Source organism: Streptomyces violaceus (genome assembly GCF_036014075.1).
In the GTDB taxonomy this organism is placed as follows: domain Bacteria; phylum Actinomycetota; class Actinomycetes; order Streptomycetales; family Streptomycetaceae; genus Streptomyces; species Streptomyces violaceus.
Genome location: NZ_CP107911.1, coordinates 6,798,140 through 6,814,620, shown reverse-complemented (window position 1 = coordinate 6,814,620; position 16,481 = coordinate 6,798,140). Strand labels below are relative to the sequence as shown.

Below are 16,481 nucleotides of genomic sequence, written 5' to 3'. Positions count from 1 at the left end.
GCAGAACCTCACGCCCTCCCGTCGAATCTCATTCGGCCTGGGGAAGCCCCGCCGCCTCCGCGGCCGTCCGCAGTACGTCGCGCAGCATCGCGGGGGTGAGCCGGCCGGTGAAGGTGTTGCGCTGGCTGACGTGGAAGCAGCCGAAGAGCTCCAAGCCGTCGAGGACGTAACGGGCCCCGTGAGCGAAGGCGGGGCGTGGCCGGGGCACGGACCAGCCCGCCTCGGCGAACGCCGGCAGCGCGGCCTGCCAGCCGAAGGCGCCGAGCACGACGACGGCCCGCAGCGTCGGACGCAGCAGCCCCAGTTCCCGCACGAGCCAGGGACGGCACGTGTCCCGCTCCTCGGGGGTGGGCTTGTTGGCGGGCGGGGCGCAGTGCACGGGCGAGGTGACGCGCACGCCGTACAGCTCCAGGCCGTCGTGGGCGTGCACGGCAGTCGGCTGGGAGGCGAGGCCGACGTCGTACAGCGCCTCGTACAGGACGTCCCCGGAACGGTCGCCGGTGAACATCCGCCCGGTGCGGTTGCCGCCGTGGGCGGCGGGGGCGAGCCCTACGATCAGCAGCCGGGCGTCCGCCGGCCCGAACCCGGGAACCGGCCGGCCCCAGTACGTCCAGTCCGCGTAGGCGGCTCGCTTGGCCCGGGCCACCTCCTCACGCCAGGAGACCAGCCGCGGGCAGGCCCGGCAGTCCGCGATGCGCCGGTCGAGGAGAGGAAGGCCGCTGGCGTCCATCACTCCACGGTAGGCGCGGGTGGGGGTCGCGGCCGTCCCGGGGTCCGGGGCCATGATCCGCGGGACCGTCCGGCTAGGCCGGTGCGCCGGACTCTGACGCAGGCGCCTGCGGGGCCCGTTCGCCGCCGCGGCGGATCCAGAGCAGGGCTCCGGACAGCAGCACGGCACTCGTGAGCAGCCAGGGCAGCGGGCCCGGCCGCAGCATCCCGGCGGCCAGGCCGGTGAGCGCGCCGACCAGTTGCTGGGCGAGAGACTGGACGGACAGGGCGGTGGCGCGGCCCTCGCTGGAGACGCGTCGGTGCAGCAGTTCGTTCTCGTTCGGGCCCGCCGCGCCGAGACCGAGGTAGATCAGGCAGAAGCCGACGACCGCGAGGGTCGTGGCCACCGGGCGTAGGGCGGACGCGGTGACACCGAGCAGGAGCAGGCCGCTCGCCCCGGCCCCGAGGCAGACCAGCACGGCCCGCTCGCCGCTGCCCGCGACCCGGGCGGCGAACGGGGCGAGGTGGCTGCCGACACCGGAGCAGACGAAACCCGCACAGGCGAGCACGGCGTAGACCAGCGCCCCGGACCCGGTCGCCCCGATCAGCGCGACGGTACGGCCCGGTATGAGCAGTTCGATGACGGCCACGGCACTTCCGGCGGCCGCGGCGCTGAGAATGACCCGACGGACCAGCGCGTCCCGTCCGCCCAGCCGCAGCCCGCCCAGGACGGTGACCGGCACGCCGCGCAGCACGGAACGCAGGGTGGCCTGCGGTCGCGGCGGCTCCCGCAGGACAGCCAGCACATAGCAGACGAACACGACTCTGACCGCGGCTCCGAGCAGCACGGGAACGGCCAAGGGCGGCACCGCCCCGGACGTCGCCTCGCGCAGCCCGGCACCGAGGTCGGGTCCGACGCCGAGCAGCCAGGGCAGGGCTCCGCCGAGCAGAAGGCCGACCGCGAGCGCGGCGGAGGTCGCGGATCCGCCCCGGGCCAGTCCCGTCCGCAGCTCGGCGTCGGGGCCGGCCACCTCCTGCACGGTGTCGACGTACCAGGCCTCGGCGGTACCGCTGGCCAAGGCCCGGGCCACGCCCATGAGCACCATGCCGGCGGTGAGCACCCAGGCGGTGGTGCCGAGGCCGGCCAGGAGCGCGGCGACGAGGTTGAGCACACCGGACATGGCCAGGACCGGCCGGCGCCCGAGGACGTCGGAGAGCCCGCCGGTGGGCAGCTCCAGCGCGGCCACGGTCAGTGAGTGAGCGGCGAAGAGGCCCGCCACCGCGGCGAGCGACATCCCGCGCTCGCTGAACAGGAGGACCATCGAGGCCATACCGAGGCCCGGCGGCAGCCATAAGAGCGCGCAGACGGTGACGTAGCGGCGGCGAGCGGTCCGTACCCCGGGCGCCTCGGCAACGAGGTGCGTCATGAGGTGCCCTCCTCGCGGGTCCCGCCCTCACGGCTGTGCAGGTCTGCGTCCTCACGGCCTTCCAGGTCTGCGTCCTCACGGCCTTGCCGGTCTGCGTCCTCACGGTCCTGCTGATCTACGCCCTCACTGCCCTGCGGGGCGAGCGGCAGGCCGGCGGTGAGGAGCACCACGTGTTCGGCGCGCGGGTCGTCCGCGTCCCGGGCGGTCAGCTCCTCCAGCTTCCCGGTGATCGTTTCCCACAGCTCGGCGAGCGACCCGGCTGTCAGCCGGGGCATGAGGTCGCTGATCCCGGACGCCTCCACCCACTCCTGACCGAGTCGCCCGCCGGCCATGTCCGCCTCGTGCCGGGCGAGAGACGACTCCAGGTGCTCCAACTGCCGCCGCCGCGCCAGGCTGACGAAGGCCCGGCCCGCCTCGGAGGACTCCATCGCCTCGTTGCTCCAGGACGTCACGGTGTGCAGCGCCCGCCAGCGCCGCTCCCGCCCGTCACGATGCTCGGCCTCGGCGATGAAGGCGTACTTCGCCAGCACCCGCAGGTGGTAACTGGCCGACGCCGACGACTCCCCCGTCCGCGCGGCGAGCTCACTGGCCGTGGCGGGCCCGTCCTGCCGCAGCAGCCCGAGCAGCCGAATACGCAGGGGGTGGGTGAGGGCCTTCAGGGCGGCGGTGTCGTGCTCAGGGTCGAGTACGCGTTTGTGCTCGTCGCTGTCCATGCCGGGAGGGTAGGCCGCCGCGACCATTCAGCAAAAGACATTTTGCAAAACTTGTTTTGTAGATGCCGTCGGAGGAGAATTACCCGCCCGATCGGACCATTCGGAGGACTAAGGTCGGGGACATGGCTTCACAAGGTGCGGCGAACAACTCCGGTAGCGGAGACGCGAAGGCCCTCGACCCGAAGATCGCCGAGGCGATCGCCGCCGCCGACGCGGCCGGGCCGCAGAGCGGCGAGACCGTCCGCGTCGACAGCTGGATCTGGTCCGTACGTCTCGTCAAGACCCGTTCCATGGGAGCCACCGCCTGCCGCGGCGGGCACGTCCGTGTCAACGGCGACCGCGTGAAACCCGCACACGCCGTACGCGTCGGCGACGAGGTACGCCTGCGGCACGAGAGCCGGGAGCGAGTCGTCATCGTCACTCGGCTGATCCGCAAGCGGGTCGGGGCCCCCGTGGCCGTCCAGTGCTACATCGACAACTCTCCGCCGCCCCCGCCCCGCGAGGCCGTCGCCCCGGCCGGCATCCGCGACCGCGGCACGGGCCGCCCGACGAAGCGGGACCGCCGCGAAATGGAACGCCTGCGCGGACTGACCGGCCCCGGTGACGGCGACGGTCTCGGCAGCGACATCGGTAAGGACATCGGCAAACCCACGCCGTGAGCAGACCGTCCCGACGGACATGGAGCCGATGGACACGGAGCCGAAGGATCCAGTCCGGAAGGATCCGGTCCCGAAGGAATCGGTCCCGAAGGATCCAGTCCCGGCGGATCCGGTCCCGACGAACCAACTCCCCCTGCAACAAGACCCGATGGGCCGCTCCCGACGTACACAACGAGCCGCGGAGCATGGCAGCCGCCCTGGCCCAGCCCCCGGAAGAGCCCTGCCCGGCCCGGCCCCCGCAGCTGACGCCCCCACCACGCGTCGGCGCCCGGGACGAGCCCCTCGGCCCACCCGGACGCCGCCGGCGTCGCTCGTGACACGGTGTCGACCGCTCACGCCCGTCGCCGCAGCAGCCGCATCAGATCCGCGTTGTGCCCCCGCCGTGCCCAGGCGATGAGGGCGAGCGGCACGATCAGGATGAGCGGCGTCGCCGCGTACTGCCCGTCGAACACGGCTACCTGCACAATGAACGCGCCCACCATCAACGCGCTCAGCGCCATCGCCGCCACCGACTGGACCACCGGGATCAACAGGGCGATCGCTCCGGCCAGTTCGAGCGCCCCGATGGTGTACATCCCCGCGCTGCCCCAGCCGAGCTTCTCGAAGGACTCGGCGGCAGACGGGTGCGCGATCAGCTTGGGGAGGGCGCTCGGGATCGCGTAGAAGAGGGCGAGCAGCACCTGCAGACCGCGCAGGGCGATCCGGGCGCGCCGCCCGCGAGAGGTCGCGGACTCGGCGACGACGGCGCCGGCGGGAGCGGAGGCGACGGTGAGGGGAGCGGTGGTCTCGGACATGAAGGTCTCCTGTGGGAAGCGGTCCGTGGTGGTGTCGAGGAGGTAGACCGCCGCTCGCCCGCGAACTCATCGCCGCCCAGCGAAATTCCTGTCCTTCCAGCTCGACTTCACCCCGAAGCCCGCACTGCCCTCACCCATATCCCGTCCTCCGTCAGATACCGGTCCACCTTCAGGCCCGCCTCCTCCAGCGCCTCCTCGAACTGGTCCTTGGTCAGCGGTCGTGCCCGGAACGTCTGCGTCCAGACCGCGTCCGGGAACTCGTACTCCGCGCGCACCGAGTTGACCCCGTCGCCGACCGGCTCCGCCGACACGATCCGCACGGTGAAGCCGCTGGGGTCCACGCGCTCGCGGGGCACGTTCGTGTGGTAGTCCGCGCCCTCCCGCTGGATCAGCACGCTGCCGCCCTCCGCGACATGGCGCACACAGGTGCGCAGTAAGCCCCGCCGCACCTCGACGGCCCCCGCGTGCACGAGGAACGACGCGAGCAGCACCACGTCGAACGTCTCACCCAGGTCCAGGTCCTCGATCGGACTGCATATCGTCCGCGCCCCGCGCACGCGCTCCAGCATCTCGGCGGACTCGTCCACCGCTGTGACCGTGAATCCGCGCTCCAGCAGTCCATGGGTCATACGACCGACCCCGCTGCCCAGCTCCAGGATGCGCGCGCCCTTGGGCACCACTGCGGCGATGATGTCCGGTTCGTCCCCGACGGGCAGTCGCGAGTAGAACTCCACCGCGCAGCCGTCCGGGGTGATGGCCCCGGGTCCCGTCCCCTCGTATCCCTCACGCATTTTCATCTCCATGCCGGTCCAACGGGCCACGTCCGCACGCCAGTTCCTGTCCTGGCCGCCTTCACCCGACCGGGTGAACGATGTCCCGCACGGTCCGCACCTTGGGCCCCGCACGGGACCGGAAACCGTCCCGCACGAGCCCCGGCTCCCCCTGGTGGTCCGCATCGCCGGCGAAGAGTACGTTGCAATCAGGAGTGGAGATCGCGATGCGTACAGGCAGTGAACCGGCGACTGCGCGCAGTGCCCTGCGGGCGCGCTTCTGGCTGAGTGTGTGGGGGCTGGTCTGGGCGCTCTTCGGGACGGTCGCGTTCACGCTCGCCGGGCGGCCAGGCTGGGCCATCGCCTGCGGTGTGCTGCTGCTGATCGTCACGATCGACCTGGCCGTCGTCCTCAGGCACATCCGCCAGGGCCCGCACTGGCAGCCGGGCCCCGACGTCCCGCCCTACCGGCCACCCAAGGACCACCCCTGAGGCAGACGAGGCAGACGAGGCAGACGGGGACGGCCGCTCACGAGTCGAAGCGCGCGGCCTTCTGGAACTGCGGGTTCGGGTCCAGCGCGGCCGCCAGGCGGAAATGGCGCTTCGCCTGGTCGGGACGGTTCTGCCGCTCATAGGTCCGGGCGAGCGCGTAGTGCGCGAACGCGTTGTCCGGTTCGCGCTCCAGGACGATCGAGAATTCGAGCTCCGCCGGCCGCAACTGCGCCGCGGCGAAGAAGGCCCGCGCGCGCAGCAGTCGCGCGGCGGTGTTCTCCGGGTGCGCGGCGATGACTCCGTCGAGCAGCTTCACCGCGCCCCGCGGGTCCCGCGCCGCGAGCAGGTGCTCGGCGGCGCGGAAGTCGATGACGTGCGTCTCCGGGGTACGTCCGGTGGAACCGCTGGTCTCGGGCACGGCAGAGTCCTTCCCTCACTGGAAAGGTTCAACGCCCCCTCGGGGTGCCGCTATTCCTGAGAGGCCGGTCCGCCCTGAGGGTCCGGCCGGGACGCGTGGGACCTGCGTGCCAGCTCGGCCCACACCTCCTTCACGCGGCGCTCCAGTTCCTCCAGCGGGACGTCGTTGTCGATGACGACGTCCGCGATCTCCCGGCGCTGCTCGCGCGTCGCCTGGGCGGCCATCCGCGCGCGTGCGTCCTCCTCGGTCATGCCGCGCAGTCGTACGAGCCGGTCGAGTTGGGTCTCGGGGGTCGCGTCGACGACGATGACGAGGTCGTACAGCGGTGCGAGGCCGTTCTCCGTGAGGAGCGGGACGTCGTGGACGACGACGGCGTCCTCGGCGGCGGCTTCCTCCAGCTCGCGGGAGCGGGCGCCCACCAGCGGGTGCACGATCGAGTTGAGAGTGGCGAGTCTCGCCGCGTCGGCGAAGACGATGGAGCCCAGCTTGGGGCGGTCGAGGCTGCCGTCGCGGGCGAGCACCTGCTCGCCGAAGGCCTCCACGACCGCGGCGAGACCCGGGGTCCCCGGCGCGACGACCTCCCGCGCGATACGGTCCGCGTCGATCAGCACGGCCCCGCATGCGACGAGCAGCCGTGACACCTCGCTCTTGCCGGCGCCGATGCCGCCGGTCAGGCCAACCTTCAACATGCCTGGAAGCCTAGACGCTCCGCTTGGGGGACGGTTCGGGAGTCGGTGCGGAAAGTGCGGGCCGTCCGGGGCTGGGCGCGCAGTTCCCCGCGCCCCTGCCGGGGCGCGGTTCCAGTCAGGTGTCGCCCTCTCGCTCCGCCAGGAAGCGTTCGAACTCCTTGCCGATCTCGTCGGCCGACGGGATGTCCACCGGCTCGGCGAGCATGTTGCCGCGGGTCTCGGCGCCCGCGACGGCGTCGTACTGGTGCTCCAGGCCCTCGACGAGGGCGGTGAGGTCGTCGTCGCCCTCGCGGATCTGCCGGTCGATCTCCGTCTGGGTGCGGTGGGCGTCGGAGCGCAGGGCGTGGGCGATACCGGGCAGCACCAGTCCGGTCGCCGCCGTGATGGCCTCCAGGACCGTCAGGGCCGCGTCCGGGTACGGGGAGCGGGCGATGTAGTGCGGGACATGGGCGGCGACACCGAGGACGTCGTGTCCGGCCTGGAGCAGGCGGTACTCGATGAGGGACTCGGCGCTGCCGGGGACCTGCGCCTCCTCGAACGGGCTGCGGTGGCCCGGGACCAGGTCGGTGCGGTTGCCGTGCGGGGTGAGGCCGACGGGCCGGGTGTGCGGGACGCCCATGGGGATGCCGTGGAAGTTCACGGACAGGCGGACGCCGAGCCGCTCCACGATCTCCTTCACGGCCGCGGCGAAGCGCTCCCACTCCACATCGGGCTCGGGGCCGGACAGCAGCAGGAACGGCGCTCCGGTGGCGTCCTGCACGAGCCGCACCTCGATGGCGGGCTCCTCGTAGTCGCTCCAGCGGTCGCGCTTGAACGTCAGCAGCGGGCGGCGGGCTCGGTAGTCCACGAGCCGGTCGTGGTCGAAGCGGGCGACGACCTGGTGGGGCAGCGAGTCGAGCAGCCGGTCGACGATCTGGTCGCCCGCCTCCCCCGCGTCGATGTATCCGTCGAAGTGGTAGAGCATGACAAGACCGGCCGACTCCTGGGCGAGCGCCATGTCGACGACAGCCAGGCCCTTCGGCTCCCATGCGTACAAACCCTGCGGATCAAGCACAGTGACCGCTCCTCCTCGTGTTCATACTGCACAACACCCTTGCGGGGGCGGGCATTCCCGAGGAGGGGATTTTTGATCTTGCCGGGATGGACAGCCCCTCAAGGGGCGCGGGGAACTGCGCGGCAAGCCCCCACCGGCCCGGCAGCCGGCACCCGAGCGCCGCTCCGGAGCAGCGCTGAGGGGCCGCACCTCGAAAGGTACGGCCCCTCAGTCAGGAGCTACAGCTCAGTGGGCGTTCAGCTCTGCCCACCCGCAAGCTTCTCGCGAAGCGCGGCCAGCGCCTCGTCCGAGGCCAGCGCACCGGAGTTGTCCGAGCCCTCGGAGGAGTACGAACCGCCACCGCCACCGCCACCGCTCGCGGCCGGAGCCGCACCCGCGGCGTCGCCGCCCTCGGCCGCAGCAGCGGCGTCGGCCTCGCGGGACTTGATGACCTGGGCCTGGTGCTGCTCGAAGCGCGTCTGCGCCTCGGCGTACTGGCCCTCCCACGCCTCGCGCTGGGTCTCGTAGCCCTCGAGCCAGTCGTTGGTCTCGGGGTCGAAGCCCTCGGGGTAGATGTAGTTGCCCTGGTCGTCGTAGGACGCGGCCATGCCGTACAGGGTCGGGTCGAACTCGACCGTGGACGGGTCGGCACCGAAGGCCTCGTTGGCCTGCTTCAGCGAGAGGCTGATGCGACGACGCTCGAGGTCGATGTCGATGACCTTGACGAAGATCTCGTCGTTGACCTGGACGACCTGCTCCGGGATCTCCACGTGGCGCTCGGCCAGCTCGGAGATGTGGACCAGACCCTCGATGCCCTCGTCCACGCGGACGAACGCACCGAACGGAACTAGCTTCGTGACCTTGCCGGGCACGACCTGGCCGATCTGGTGGGTCCGGGCGAACTGCTGCCACGGGTCTTCCTGCGTCGCCTTCAGCGACAGGGAGACACGCTCGCGGTCCATGTCGACGTCGAGAACCTCGACGGTGACTTCCTGGCCGACCTCGACAACCTCGGACGGGTGGTCGATGTGCTTCCAGGAGAGCTCGGAGACGTGAACCAGACCGTCGACGCCACCCAGGTCCACGAAGGCACCGAAGTTGACGATCGAGGAGACGACGCCGGAACGGACCTGACCCTTCTGGAGGGTCGTGAGGAACGTCTGGCGGACCTCGGACTGGGTCTGCTCCAGCCAGGCACGGCGGGAAAGGACCACGTTGTTGCGGTTCTTGTCCAGCTCGATGATCTTGGCCTCGAGCTCCTTGCCCACGTAGGGCTGGAGGTCGCGGACGCGGCGCATCTCGACCAGGGAAGCCGGGAGGAAGCCACGGAGGCCGATGTCGAGGATGAGACCACCCTTGACGACCTCGATGACGGTACCGGTGACGATCCCGTCCTCTTCCTTGATCTTCTCGATGGTGCCCCAGGCACGCTCGTACTGGGCGCGCTTCTTCGAGAGGATCAGGCGGCCTTCCTTGTCCTCCTTCTGGAGAACAAGGGCTTCGATCTCGTCACCGACGGCGACGACCTCGTTGGGGTCGACGTCGTGCTTGATCGAGAGCTCGCGGCTCGGGATAACGCCTTCGGTCTTGTAACCGATGTCGAGCAGGACCTCGTCCCGGTCGACCTTCACGATGACGCCGTCGACGATGTCGCCGTCGTTGAAGTACTTGATCGTCTCGTCGATCGCGGCGAGGAAGGCTTCCTCGTTACCGATGTCGTTGACCGCAACCTGCGGGGTCGTTGCGGTGGTCTCGGTGCTGCTCGTCATGTGGGAAAGGGCTCCGGTACGGACATTGAAGTCGTAGGTACTGCTACGCCGGAGCCAGTTTCGCTCTGCAGACGGCCGGACAGCCAAGGAAGCGCCACAGAAAAACGGTGGCGCCTCGACAACCGAGGGGACATACATACAGATGCGAGCGCAACCTGCTACGTCTGAGGTACGCAGGCTCGCAGCGCAACTTGTAGCATACGGGGGCAGCCGGGCAGGGTCAATGCGCGAAGCCGCCCACCCGGGGCGCATCGCCGCATAACCGGCACAAGTCCTGTCCTCCGAGGCCACGCGGGCCCTACTGGACCCCTTCGTGAAGCCACCGGAACAGGCTGGACGGAAGAGTATGACGAGGGAGCCGATCATCCAAGAGCCCGACGCGTCCGAACCCGAGGCGACCCGGCGTGCCGCCGATGTCGCGGAGAGCTCCCGCGCCAATCGTGGCTGGTGGGACCGCAACGCGGACGAGTACCAGGTCGAGCACGGCACGTTCCTCGGCGACGACCGATTCGTGTGGGGGCCCGAGGGCCTCGACGAGGTGGAGGCCGAGCTGCTCGGCCCGCCGGAGGAGCTGAAGGGCAAGGACGTCCTGGAGATCGGCGCGGGCGCGGCGCAGTGCTCGCGCTGGCTGGCCGGCCAGGGTGCCCGGCCGGTCGCCCTGGACATCTCGCACCGGCAGTTGCAGCACGCGCTGCGTATCGGCGGACCGGTCCCCCTGGTGTGCGCCGACGCCGGTGCGCTGCCCTTCGCGGACGGCTCGTTCGACCTGGTCTGCTCGGCGTACGGGGCGCTGCCCTTCGTGGCAGACCCGCGCCTGGTCCTGCGGGAGGTGCGCCGGGTGCTGCGGCCCGGGGGCCGGCTCGTCTTCTCGGTGACGCATCCGATCCGCTGGGCCTTCCCGGACGAGCCGGGGCCTGAGGGGCTGTCGGTGTCGGGGTCGTACTTCGACCGCACGCCCTATGTCGAGCAGGACGAGGAGGGCCGCGCGGTCTACGTCGAGCACCACCGGACGCTCGGCGACCGGGTGCGGGACGTCGCGACGTCGGGCTTCCGGCTGGTGGACCTCGTGGAGCCGGAGTGGCCGGCCTGGAACACGTCCGAATGGGGCGGGTGGTCACCGCTGCGCGGGAACCTGATCCCGGGTACGGCGATCTTCGTGTGCGTACGAGACTGAGTGCGTGATCCGCTACGACGCTCTGGACGCCCTGCCCGTACGTGGTGCCCTGCCCGCCCTCGACGACGCCCTGGAGGGGCACGGAACCGCCGTCCTCGTGGCGCCGCCCGGCACCGGCAAGACGACCCTGGTGCCGCTGGCGCTGGCGGGACTGCTCGGGGAGGGCCCCGAGCGGCGGGTGATCGTGGCCGAGCCGCGGCGGATCGCGGCCCGGGCGGCGGCCCGGCGGATGGCGTGGCTGCTGGGCGAGAAGCCCGGCGGGAGCGTCGGCTACACCGTGCGCGGGGAACGGGTCGTCGGGCGGCACACGCGCGTGGAGGTCGTCACGACCGGTGTGCTGGTGCAGCGTTTGCAGCGGGACCAGGAGCTGGCCGGTGTCGACGTGGTGGTGCTCGACGAGTGCCACGAGCGGCATCTCGACGCTGACACCGCGGCGGCGTTCCTGTGGGACGTGCGGCAGACCCTGCGGCCCGAGCTGCGGCTGGTGGCCGCCTCGGCGACGACCGACGCGCAGGGGTGGGCCGCGCTGCTGGGCGACGCGCCGGTGGTGGCGGCCCAGGGGGCGGCGTATCCGGTGGAGGTGGTGTGGGCGCCGCCGGTGCGGCCCGTACGGCCGCCGCACGGGATGCGTGTCGATCCGGCGCTGCTGACGCATGTGGCGTCGGTGGTGCGGCGGGCACTGGACGAGCGGGACGGGGATGTGCTGTGTTTTCTGCCGGGCGTGGGCGAGATCGCCCGGGTGGCCGGGCAGCTCGGGGATCTCGCAGGGCCTGGGGACGTCGATGTGCTGCAGGTGCACGGGCGGGCACCGGCCGCCGTGCAGGACGCGGTGCTGGCCCCCGGTGAACGGCGGCGGGTCGTGCTGGCCACGTCCGTGGCGGAGTCGTCGTTGACGGTGCCGGGTGTGCGGGTCGTCGTGGACTCGGGGCTGGCGCGCGAGCCGCGGGTCGACCACGCGCGCGGGTTGAGCGCGCTGACGACGGTACGGGCGTCGCAGGCGGCCGGGCGGCAGCGGGCGGGGCGGGCCGGGCGTGAGGCGCCGGGGGCGGTGTACCGCTGCTGGACGGAGGCCGAGGATGCGCGGCTGCCGCGCTTTCCTTCGCCGGAGATCAAGGTGGCCGACCTGACGGCGTTCGCGCTTCAGGTGGCGTGCTGGGGGGATCCTGACGCGTCCGGGCTGGCGTTGCTGGATGCGCCGCCCGCCGGGGGGATGGCGGCGGCGCGGGAGGTGCTGGGCGCTGTCGGGGCCGTCGACTCCGTCGGGCGGGCGACTGAGCGGGGTGTCGCCCTGTCCCGGCTGGGGCTGCATCCGCGGCTGGGGCGGGCGTTGCTCGACTCCGTGCCGTTCGTGGGGGTCGATCGGGCCTCGGAGGTGGTCGCCTTGTTGAGTGAGGAGGCGCCTCGGGAGTACGGCGATGATCTGGCGGGTGCGTTGCGTCGTGCTCGGCGTGAGGGTGACGCCTATGCCACGCGGTGGCGTCGCGAAGTCCGGCGACTGCGGGCCGTCGGCTCTGAGATCTCCCACCCACCCAGCCGTAACCGCCCTCCAGAGGCAGAGGCAGGGGGGTGGGCGGATGCCGCGGAGGACCGGCAGGTCGGGCTCGTCGCCGCTCTCGCCTTTCCCGAGCGCGTTGCCCGGGTCGACGGTGGGTCGTGCCTCATGGTGTCCGGGACCCGGGCCGAGGTCGGCGAGGGCAGCGGGCTGCGAGGGGCCGGCTGGGTCGCCGTCGCCGTGGCGGACCGGCCCGTCGGCAAGGGGCACGCGCGCGTGCAGTCGGGGGCCGTGGTCGACGAGGGGACGGCCCGGCTCGCCGCGGGGGCGTTGCTGGACGAGCGGGACGAGGTGTGCTGGGACGGTGGGGACGTCGTGGCGCGGCGGGTGGAGCGGCTGGGGGCGGTGGAGCTGGCCGTGCGGTCGCTGAAGGACGCCGATCTCGGGCTCGTGCGCGCCGCGCTGCTGGACGGGCTGCGGCGGGAAGGGCTCGGCTTGCTGCGGTGGTCGGCGGATGCCGATGTCCTGCGGCAGCGGCTCGCCTTTCTGCGGCTGCACCTCGGTGAGCCCTGGCCCGAGGTCTCCGACGCCGCGCTCCACGCGCGCGTGGAGGAGTGGCTGGAGCCGGAGCTGAGCCGGGCGCGGCGGCGGGCCGATCTGGGCCGGATCGACGCCGGTCAGGCGCTCGCCCGGCTGCTGCCCTGGGCCTCCGGGGCGGCCGGGCGGCTCGACGAGCTCGCCCCGGAGCGGATGGCCGTGCCGAGCGGGTCGAGGATCCGCGTCGACTACTCCCGGCCCGAGCAGCCTGTGCTCGCGGTGAAGTTGCAGGAGATGTTCGGGCTGCAGGAGTCGCCCAGGGTCGCCGGGGTGCCGCTGCTCGTGCATCTGCTGTCCCCGGCCGGGCGGCCGGCCGCCGTCACCGCCGACCTCGCCTCGTTCTGGCGGGACGGCTACAAGGGCGTACGGGCGGAGCTGCGCGGGCGGTATCCGAAGCATCCGTGGCCCGAGGACCCGGCGGGTGCCGAGCCGACCCGGTACACCAGCGCCCGGCTCAGGCGCTGACCTGTGACGGCTCCTGCGACGCTGTGGGGGCCGGGCCGGAGGGGCGGCGGCCGCGGGCCTCCAGGTACAGCGCGAGGGCCAGCAGGAGGACGCCGAGGGTGAGCGAGCCCCACGGCAGGTAGGACGTCATCAGCAGGATGAGCAGGCGCTGGGACTTCACCAGGTCGACCGTGTGCGTGATGTAGTCCTCGCGCATCTTCACGTGACCGGCGAACGCGGTCACCTTGTCGCGGTCGCCGAGGAGCGCGCCGCCGCGCAGTTCCTCCTTGTGGATCTCCTCGCCGTAGACGGGGGCGCCGGTGAGGGGCTCGACCCAGAACCTGCGGACCGTGGTGTACCAGCGGGTCGTGCCGGTCCGGGCGACGGACTCGGGGGTGAGCCCCTCCACGGGCAGGGTCTTCGGGATCTTCACCTTGGTCCAGGGGATGGTCTGCTCGAAGTAGTAGACCTCCAGGCCGCGGAAGTTCTGGGTGCCCTGGTAGTGGATGGGGGCGGTGACGCGGGCCTGGGCGTCGAAGTACTGGTAGGCCCGTTTCTCCGTGAGGAACGGCCATTTGAACTCGATGCCCTCGCGGCGCACCGGGTCGCCGTCGACCGTCTCGCCGGTGGCGTGGACGGGCTCCTGGGTGTGGGCGTCGAAGATGTAGCGCTCGGGGATCTTCGACACCATCTCGCCGTCGGGACCGACGACATAGGACAGGCCGTCCCAGACGACCACGTCCCGGCCCGCCGACTCCTCGATCCTCTCGGAGGCCTCGACGTTGCCCTTGAGGGTCTGCACGATGGTGACCTTGGGGACCTTCTTGGCCCGCATGGTGGCGTAGTCGAGGAGGGTGGCGTCGCGAGCCTCCAGGACCATGTCCTGGTACTGGTTCGCGGGGACCTTGGCCAGGCGCGGGAAGGCGTACCAGCGCAGCAGCGGGGACAGCGCCGCGAAGAACACGGCGAGGGCGAGCAGGACCAGGCCGGCCTTGCGGCGCATCTCGGCCTCCCTCCCGGGCGGGCGGTCAGGGGTGTGCGGGCACCGTCGTCAGCAGCGGCTTCGGGGACGTCCCGCCCGACGGTGAGCCGAGGGCGGTCAGCGTCAGGACCACGGCGAACGCGACGGCGATACCGGTGGCGGCGGCGACGAGGGTGCGCATACGGGGGCCTCCCCACGGTCGAGCTGATACACCGTCAGGTTTCTCGGCACCGTAGCAACGCGCGGCGGAGATGAGAACACGTTGCACACACAACGACGCCCCTCCTGCAGGAGGGGCGTCGTCCGTACTACTTGAGAACTACGCGCTGGGGCTCGTGGACGGACTCGGCGAGGACGTCTCGGCCGCCGCCACCGTCAGTTCGACGGTGAGGGTCGCTCCGCCCGCGGTGCTGATGCGGAGCAGGAACGTGCCGGTGGTGTCGTCCGCGTACAGCTTCGGCAGTTTCAGCAGGCCCTTCGCATCCGTCTTCAGGGCCTTCAGGGTGCGTACGGGCTTGCCGTCGGCGTCCTTGAAGTAGGGGCCCTTGTCGGCGACGGCCGGGTCGTCCGCCGACTTGATCAGCGTGGCGGTGGCCGCGACGCCGTCGGCGACGGCGCCCCCGTACGTGGCCTTCACCTCGACCTGGTTGGCGAACTCGCCGCCCGGGGTGCAGGTCAGCGCGGCGTCACCGGTGCGGACGAGGGCGTCGGCGGCGCGCTCGGTGACGGTGGCCGTGTAGTCGAGGCCTGCGACCGTGCGGCCCACGACGGTGGCGCGGACGGTGACCCCACCCGTCTTCTCCCCCGCCTGCAGGGCGGGAGCGACGGCGACGCCGGAGCTGTTGGTGGCGACGGTGGCCACGTTCTCGCCGCCGGTGAAGGTGGTGTCCGTGTCGCCGATGATCGTGAAGCGGACCCTGACCTTGCTCACGGCCTTGCCGGCCTTCGTCTCGGCGCGGGTGCTGATCCGCTTGGTGAACGCGTCGCCGGCCATGGCGGTGAGCTTCGCGGTTCCGGCGTCCTCCAGGTGGTCCACCGTGTCGGTGTTCGTGGGAGGCGTCGACGGAGGCGTGGTCGGGGTGGAGCCGGGGTCGGTGGGCGGCTTCGGGGGCGTCGTGCCGCCGCCGGGCTTCTCGGGCCTGGGGCTGGGCTTGGGCTTCGAGCCGCCCGGAGCCGGCGTGTTCGGCGTGTTCGGCGTGTTCGGCGTGGAGGGCGAAGGGCTCGCCCCGGCCCCGTCGTCGCTGCGGTTGCCGGGCAGCGTGCCGGTGCCGTCGGGGATCTCGTGCGTGCCCTTGCGGTAGTACTCCACCCAGCGCATGACCAGGTTCAGGTACTCCCGCGAGTTGTTGTAGCTGAGGATCGCCCGGTCGAGGTCTTTCTGGTCGGACAGGTCCCAGTCGAAGCGGCACAGGTAATACCCGGCGGCGAGCGCCGCGTCGTAGATGTTGTTGGGATCCTTCTTGCCGTCGGCGTTGCCGTCGCGGCCGGCCCACTTCCAGGTGGACGGGATGAACTGCATGGGCCCGACAGCCTGGTCGTAGGAGCTGTTGTCGTCGTAGGCGCCGTCGTCGGTGTCCCTGATGAGGGCGAAGCCGTTGCCGTCGAGCTGCGGGCCGAGGATGGGCGAGATGGTGGTGCCGTCGGCGTCGACGCGGCCGCCTCGGGCCTGGCCCGACTCCACCCGGCCGATGGCGGCGAGGAGTTGCCAGGGCAGGTTGCAGCCGGGCTTGGCCTCGTTCAGCGCGGCCTCGGCCTTCTTGTAGGCGTCGAGGACGGTCGCGGGGATGCCCGCCTCGGTGGTGCCGGGAGCGGCGGTGCCGGTTCCGGTGCTCGGGGACGGTTTCGGGCTCTTGAGCGGCGGCAGGTCCGTGTAGTACGGCGAGTTGCCGGTGGCGCTGCCGTCGGAGGCACTCGTGTCGGGTGAGGGCGTGGCGTCCGCCGCGGCCTGTCTGCCGTGGTCGTTCACGCCCGGAGCCTGGGAGGCGGACAGCGCCGCGACCGCTACCGCGGCCACGGCGGTGGTTGCCGCCCCCTTGCGCAGCCTCCTGCCGAATTGCGCCGCCATAGAGTGAACCCCTCCCGTGGGCGCCCCAGCGCCCGTCTCTGCCTGTCGCGCACTTCTGTTGCGTTCGCGCTCTTCTGTTGCGTTCGCTCTGTTGTGACGATCGACGGGCCCGAGTGGTTGCCCTCCGACAGGCCTGTCTCTCGCCCCCGGCACGGTGACCCTGGCGACCCTACGGCAACTTGCTTTGCTCGGGCACCCGTTCGTGCCCGGTTTTCACCGGTTGGTCATGGGGCGAGCGTGGCGGGCGGCCGGTGTT

Annotated in this window: 16 protein-coding genes; 4 read left to right on the top strand and 12 right to left on the bottom strand. The window is 71.7% G+C overall.

Annotated features, from left to right (window positions below):
- Positions 1 to 28: 28 nt before the first annotated feature.
- From OG542_RS30610 to OG542_RS30600, 3 genes are all read right to left on the bottom strand, one after another.
- The gene (locus OG542_RS30610) at positions 29 to 730 is read right to left on the bottom strand and encodes a uracil-DNA glycosylase (protein ID WP_328415007.1); all 702 of its coding nucleotides are present in this window, start codon (positions 728 to 730) and stop codon (positions 29 to 31) included.
- A gap of 73 nt (positions 731 to 803) precedes the next feature.
- Complete coding sequence (locus OG542_RS30605) at positions 804 to 2,135, bottom strand: MFS transporter (protein WP_328415005.1); 1,332 nt, start codon at positions 2,133 to 2,135, stop codon at positions 804 to 806.
- Positions 2,132 to 2,848 carry an ArsR/SmtB family transcription factor gene (locus OG542_RS30600; protein WP_328415003.1) on the bottom strand — a complete coding sequence of 239 codons (717 nt, stop codon included), beginning with the start codon at positions 2,846 to 2,848 and terminating at the stop codon, positions 2,132 to 2,134. The genes OG542_RS30605 and OG542_RS30600 overlap by 4 nt, the downstream gene beginning before the upstream one ends.
- 122 nt (positions 2,849 to 2,970) lie before the next feature.
- Between OG542_RS30600 and OG542_RS30595 the strand changes: the two genes are divergently transcribed.
- The gene (locus OG542_RS30595; RefSeq protein WP_328415001.1) at positions 2,971 to 3,507 is read left to right on the top strand and encodes an RNA-binding S4 domain-containing protein; all 537 of its coding nucleotides are present in this window, start codon (positions 2,971 to 2,973) and stop codon (positions 3,505 to 3,507) included.
- Between the two features lie 332 nt (positions 3,508 to 3,839).
- Here OG542_RS30595 and OG542_RS30590 read toward each other — a convergent pair whose 3' ends face one another.
- The gene (locus tag OG542_RS30590; protein ID WP_328414999.1) at positions 3,840 to 4,301 is read right to left on the bottom strand and encodes a DoxX family protein; all 462 of its coding nucleotides are present in this window, start codon (positions 4,299 to 4,301) and stop codon (positions 3,840 to 3,842) included.
- A 107-nt stretch (positions 4,302 to 4,408) separates the two neighbouring features.
- Positions 4,409 to 5,092, bottom strand: a complete 684-nt coding sequence (locus tag OG542_RS30585) for a class I SAM-dependent methyltransferase (protein WP_328414997.1) — start codon at positions 5,090 to 5,092, stop codon at positions 4,409 to 4,411.
- A 206-nt stretch (positions 5,093 to 5,298) separates the two neighbouring features.
- On the opposite strand from OG542_RS30585, the gene OG542_RS30580 reads away from it, so the two are divergent.
- Positions 5,299 to 5,562, top strand: a complete 264-nt coding sequence (locus OG542_RS30580) for a DUF6343 family protein (protein ID WP_328414992.1) — start codon at positions 5,299 to 5,301, stop codon at positions 5,560 to 5,562.
- A 37-nt stretch (positions 5,563 to 5,599) separates the two neighbouring features.
- On the opposite strand, the gene OG542_RS30575 is transcribed toward OG542_RS30580, so the two are convergent.
- The 4 genes from OG542_RS30575 to rpsA form a co-directional block, all read right to left on the bottom strand.
- Positions 5,600 to 5,980, bottom strand: coding sequence for a tetratricopeptide repeat protein (locus OG542_RS30575; protein WP_184596742.1), 381 nt, complete (start codon positions 5,978 to 5,980; stop codon positions 5,600 to 5,602).
- A gap of 50 nt (positions 5,981 to 6,030) precedes the next feature.
- Entirely contained in the window at positions 6,031 to 6,669 is a 639-nt protein-coding gene (coaE, locus tag OG542_RS30570) for a dephospho-CoA kinase (protein WP_311125117.1), read from the bottom strand.
- 115 nt (positions 6,670 to 6,784) lie between these two features.
- Positions 6,785 to 7,723: a PAC2 family protein gene (locus OG542_RS30565; RefSeq protein WP_311125118.1), complete on the bottom strand. Its 939-nt coding sequence runs from the start codon at positions 7,721 to 7,723 to the stop codon at positions 6,785 to 6,787.
- Between the two features lie 236 nt (positions 7,724 to 7,959).
- Positions 7,960 to 9,471, bottom strand: coding sequence for a 30S ribosomal protein S1 (gene rpsA / locus OG542_RS30560; RefSeq protein WP_311125119.1), 1,512 nt, complete (start codon positions 9,469 to 9,471; stop codon positions 7,960 to 7,962).
- Positions 9,472 to 9,817: 346 nt separating this feature from the next.
- Between rpsA and OG542_RS30555 the strand changes: the two genes are divergently transcribed.
- Both OG542_RS30555 and hrpB read left to right on the top strand, forming a co-directional pair.
- The gene (locus OG542_RS30555; protein ID WP_328414989.1) at positions 9,818 to 10,645 is read left to right on the top strand and encodes a class I SAM-dependent methyltransferase; all 828 of its coding nucleotides are present in this window, start codon (positions 9,818 to 9,820) and stop codon (positions 10,643 to 10,645) included.
- 4 nt (positions 10,646 to 10,649) lie between these two features.
- Positions 10,650 to 13,199 carry an ATP-dependent helicase HrpB gene (hrpB, locus tag OG542_RS30550; RefSeq protein WP_328414987.1) on the top strand — a complete coding sequence of 850 codons (2,550 nt, stop codon included), beginning with the start codon at positions 10,650 to 10,652 and terminating at the stop codon, positions 13,197 to 13,199.
- Here hrpB and OG542_RS30545 read toward each other — a convergent pair.
- The 3 genes from OG542_RS30545 to OG542_RS30535 all read right to left on the bottom strand — a co-directional run bounded on the left by OG542_RS30545 (position 13,189) and on the right by OG542_RS30535 (position 16,225).
- Positions 13,189 to 14,181: a DUF3068 domain-containing protein gene (locus OG542_RS30545; RefSeq protein ID WP_328414985.1), complete on the bottom strand. Its 993-nt coding sequence runs from the start codon at positions 14,179 to 14,181 to the stop codon at positions 13,189 to 13,191. The genes hrpB and OG542_RS30545 overlap by 11 nt on opposite strands.
- A gap of 25 nt (positions 14,182 to 14,206) precedes the next feature.
- Entirely contained in the window at positions 14,207 to 14,341 is a 135-nt protein-coding gene (locus tag OG542_RS30540; RefSeq protein ID WP_261681280.1) for an SPW_0924 family protein, read from the bottom strand.
- 138 nt (positions 14,342 to 14,479) lie between these two features.
- Positions 14,480 to 16,225, bottom strand: a complete 1,746-nt coding sequence (locus tag OG542_RS30535; RefSeq protein WP_328414982.1) for a lytic transglycosylase domain-containing protein — start codon at positions 16,223 to 16,225, stop codon at positions 14,480 to 14,482.
- Positions 16,226 to 16,481 lie beyond the last annotated feature (256 nt).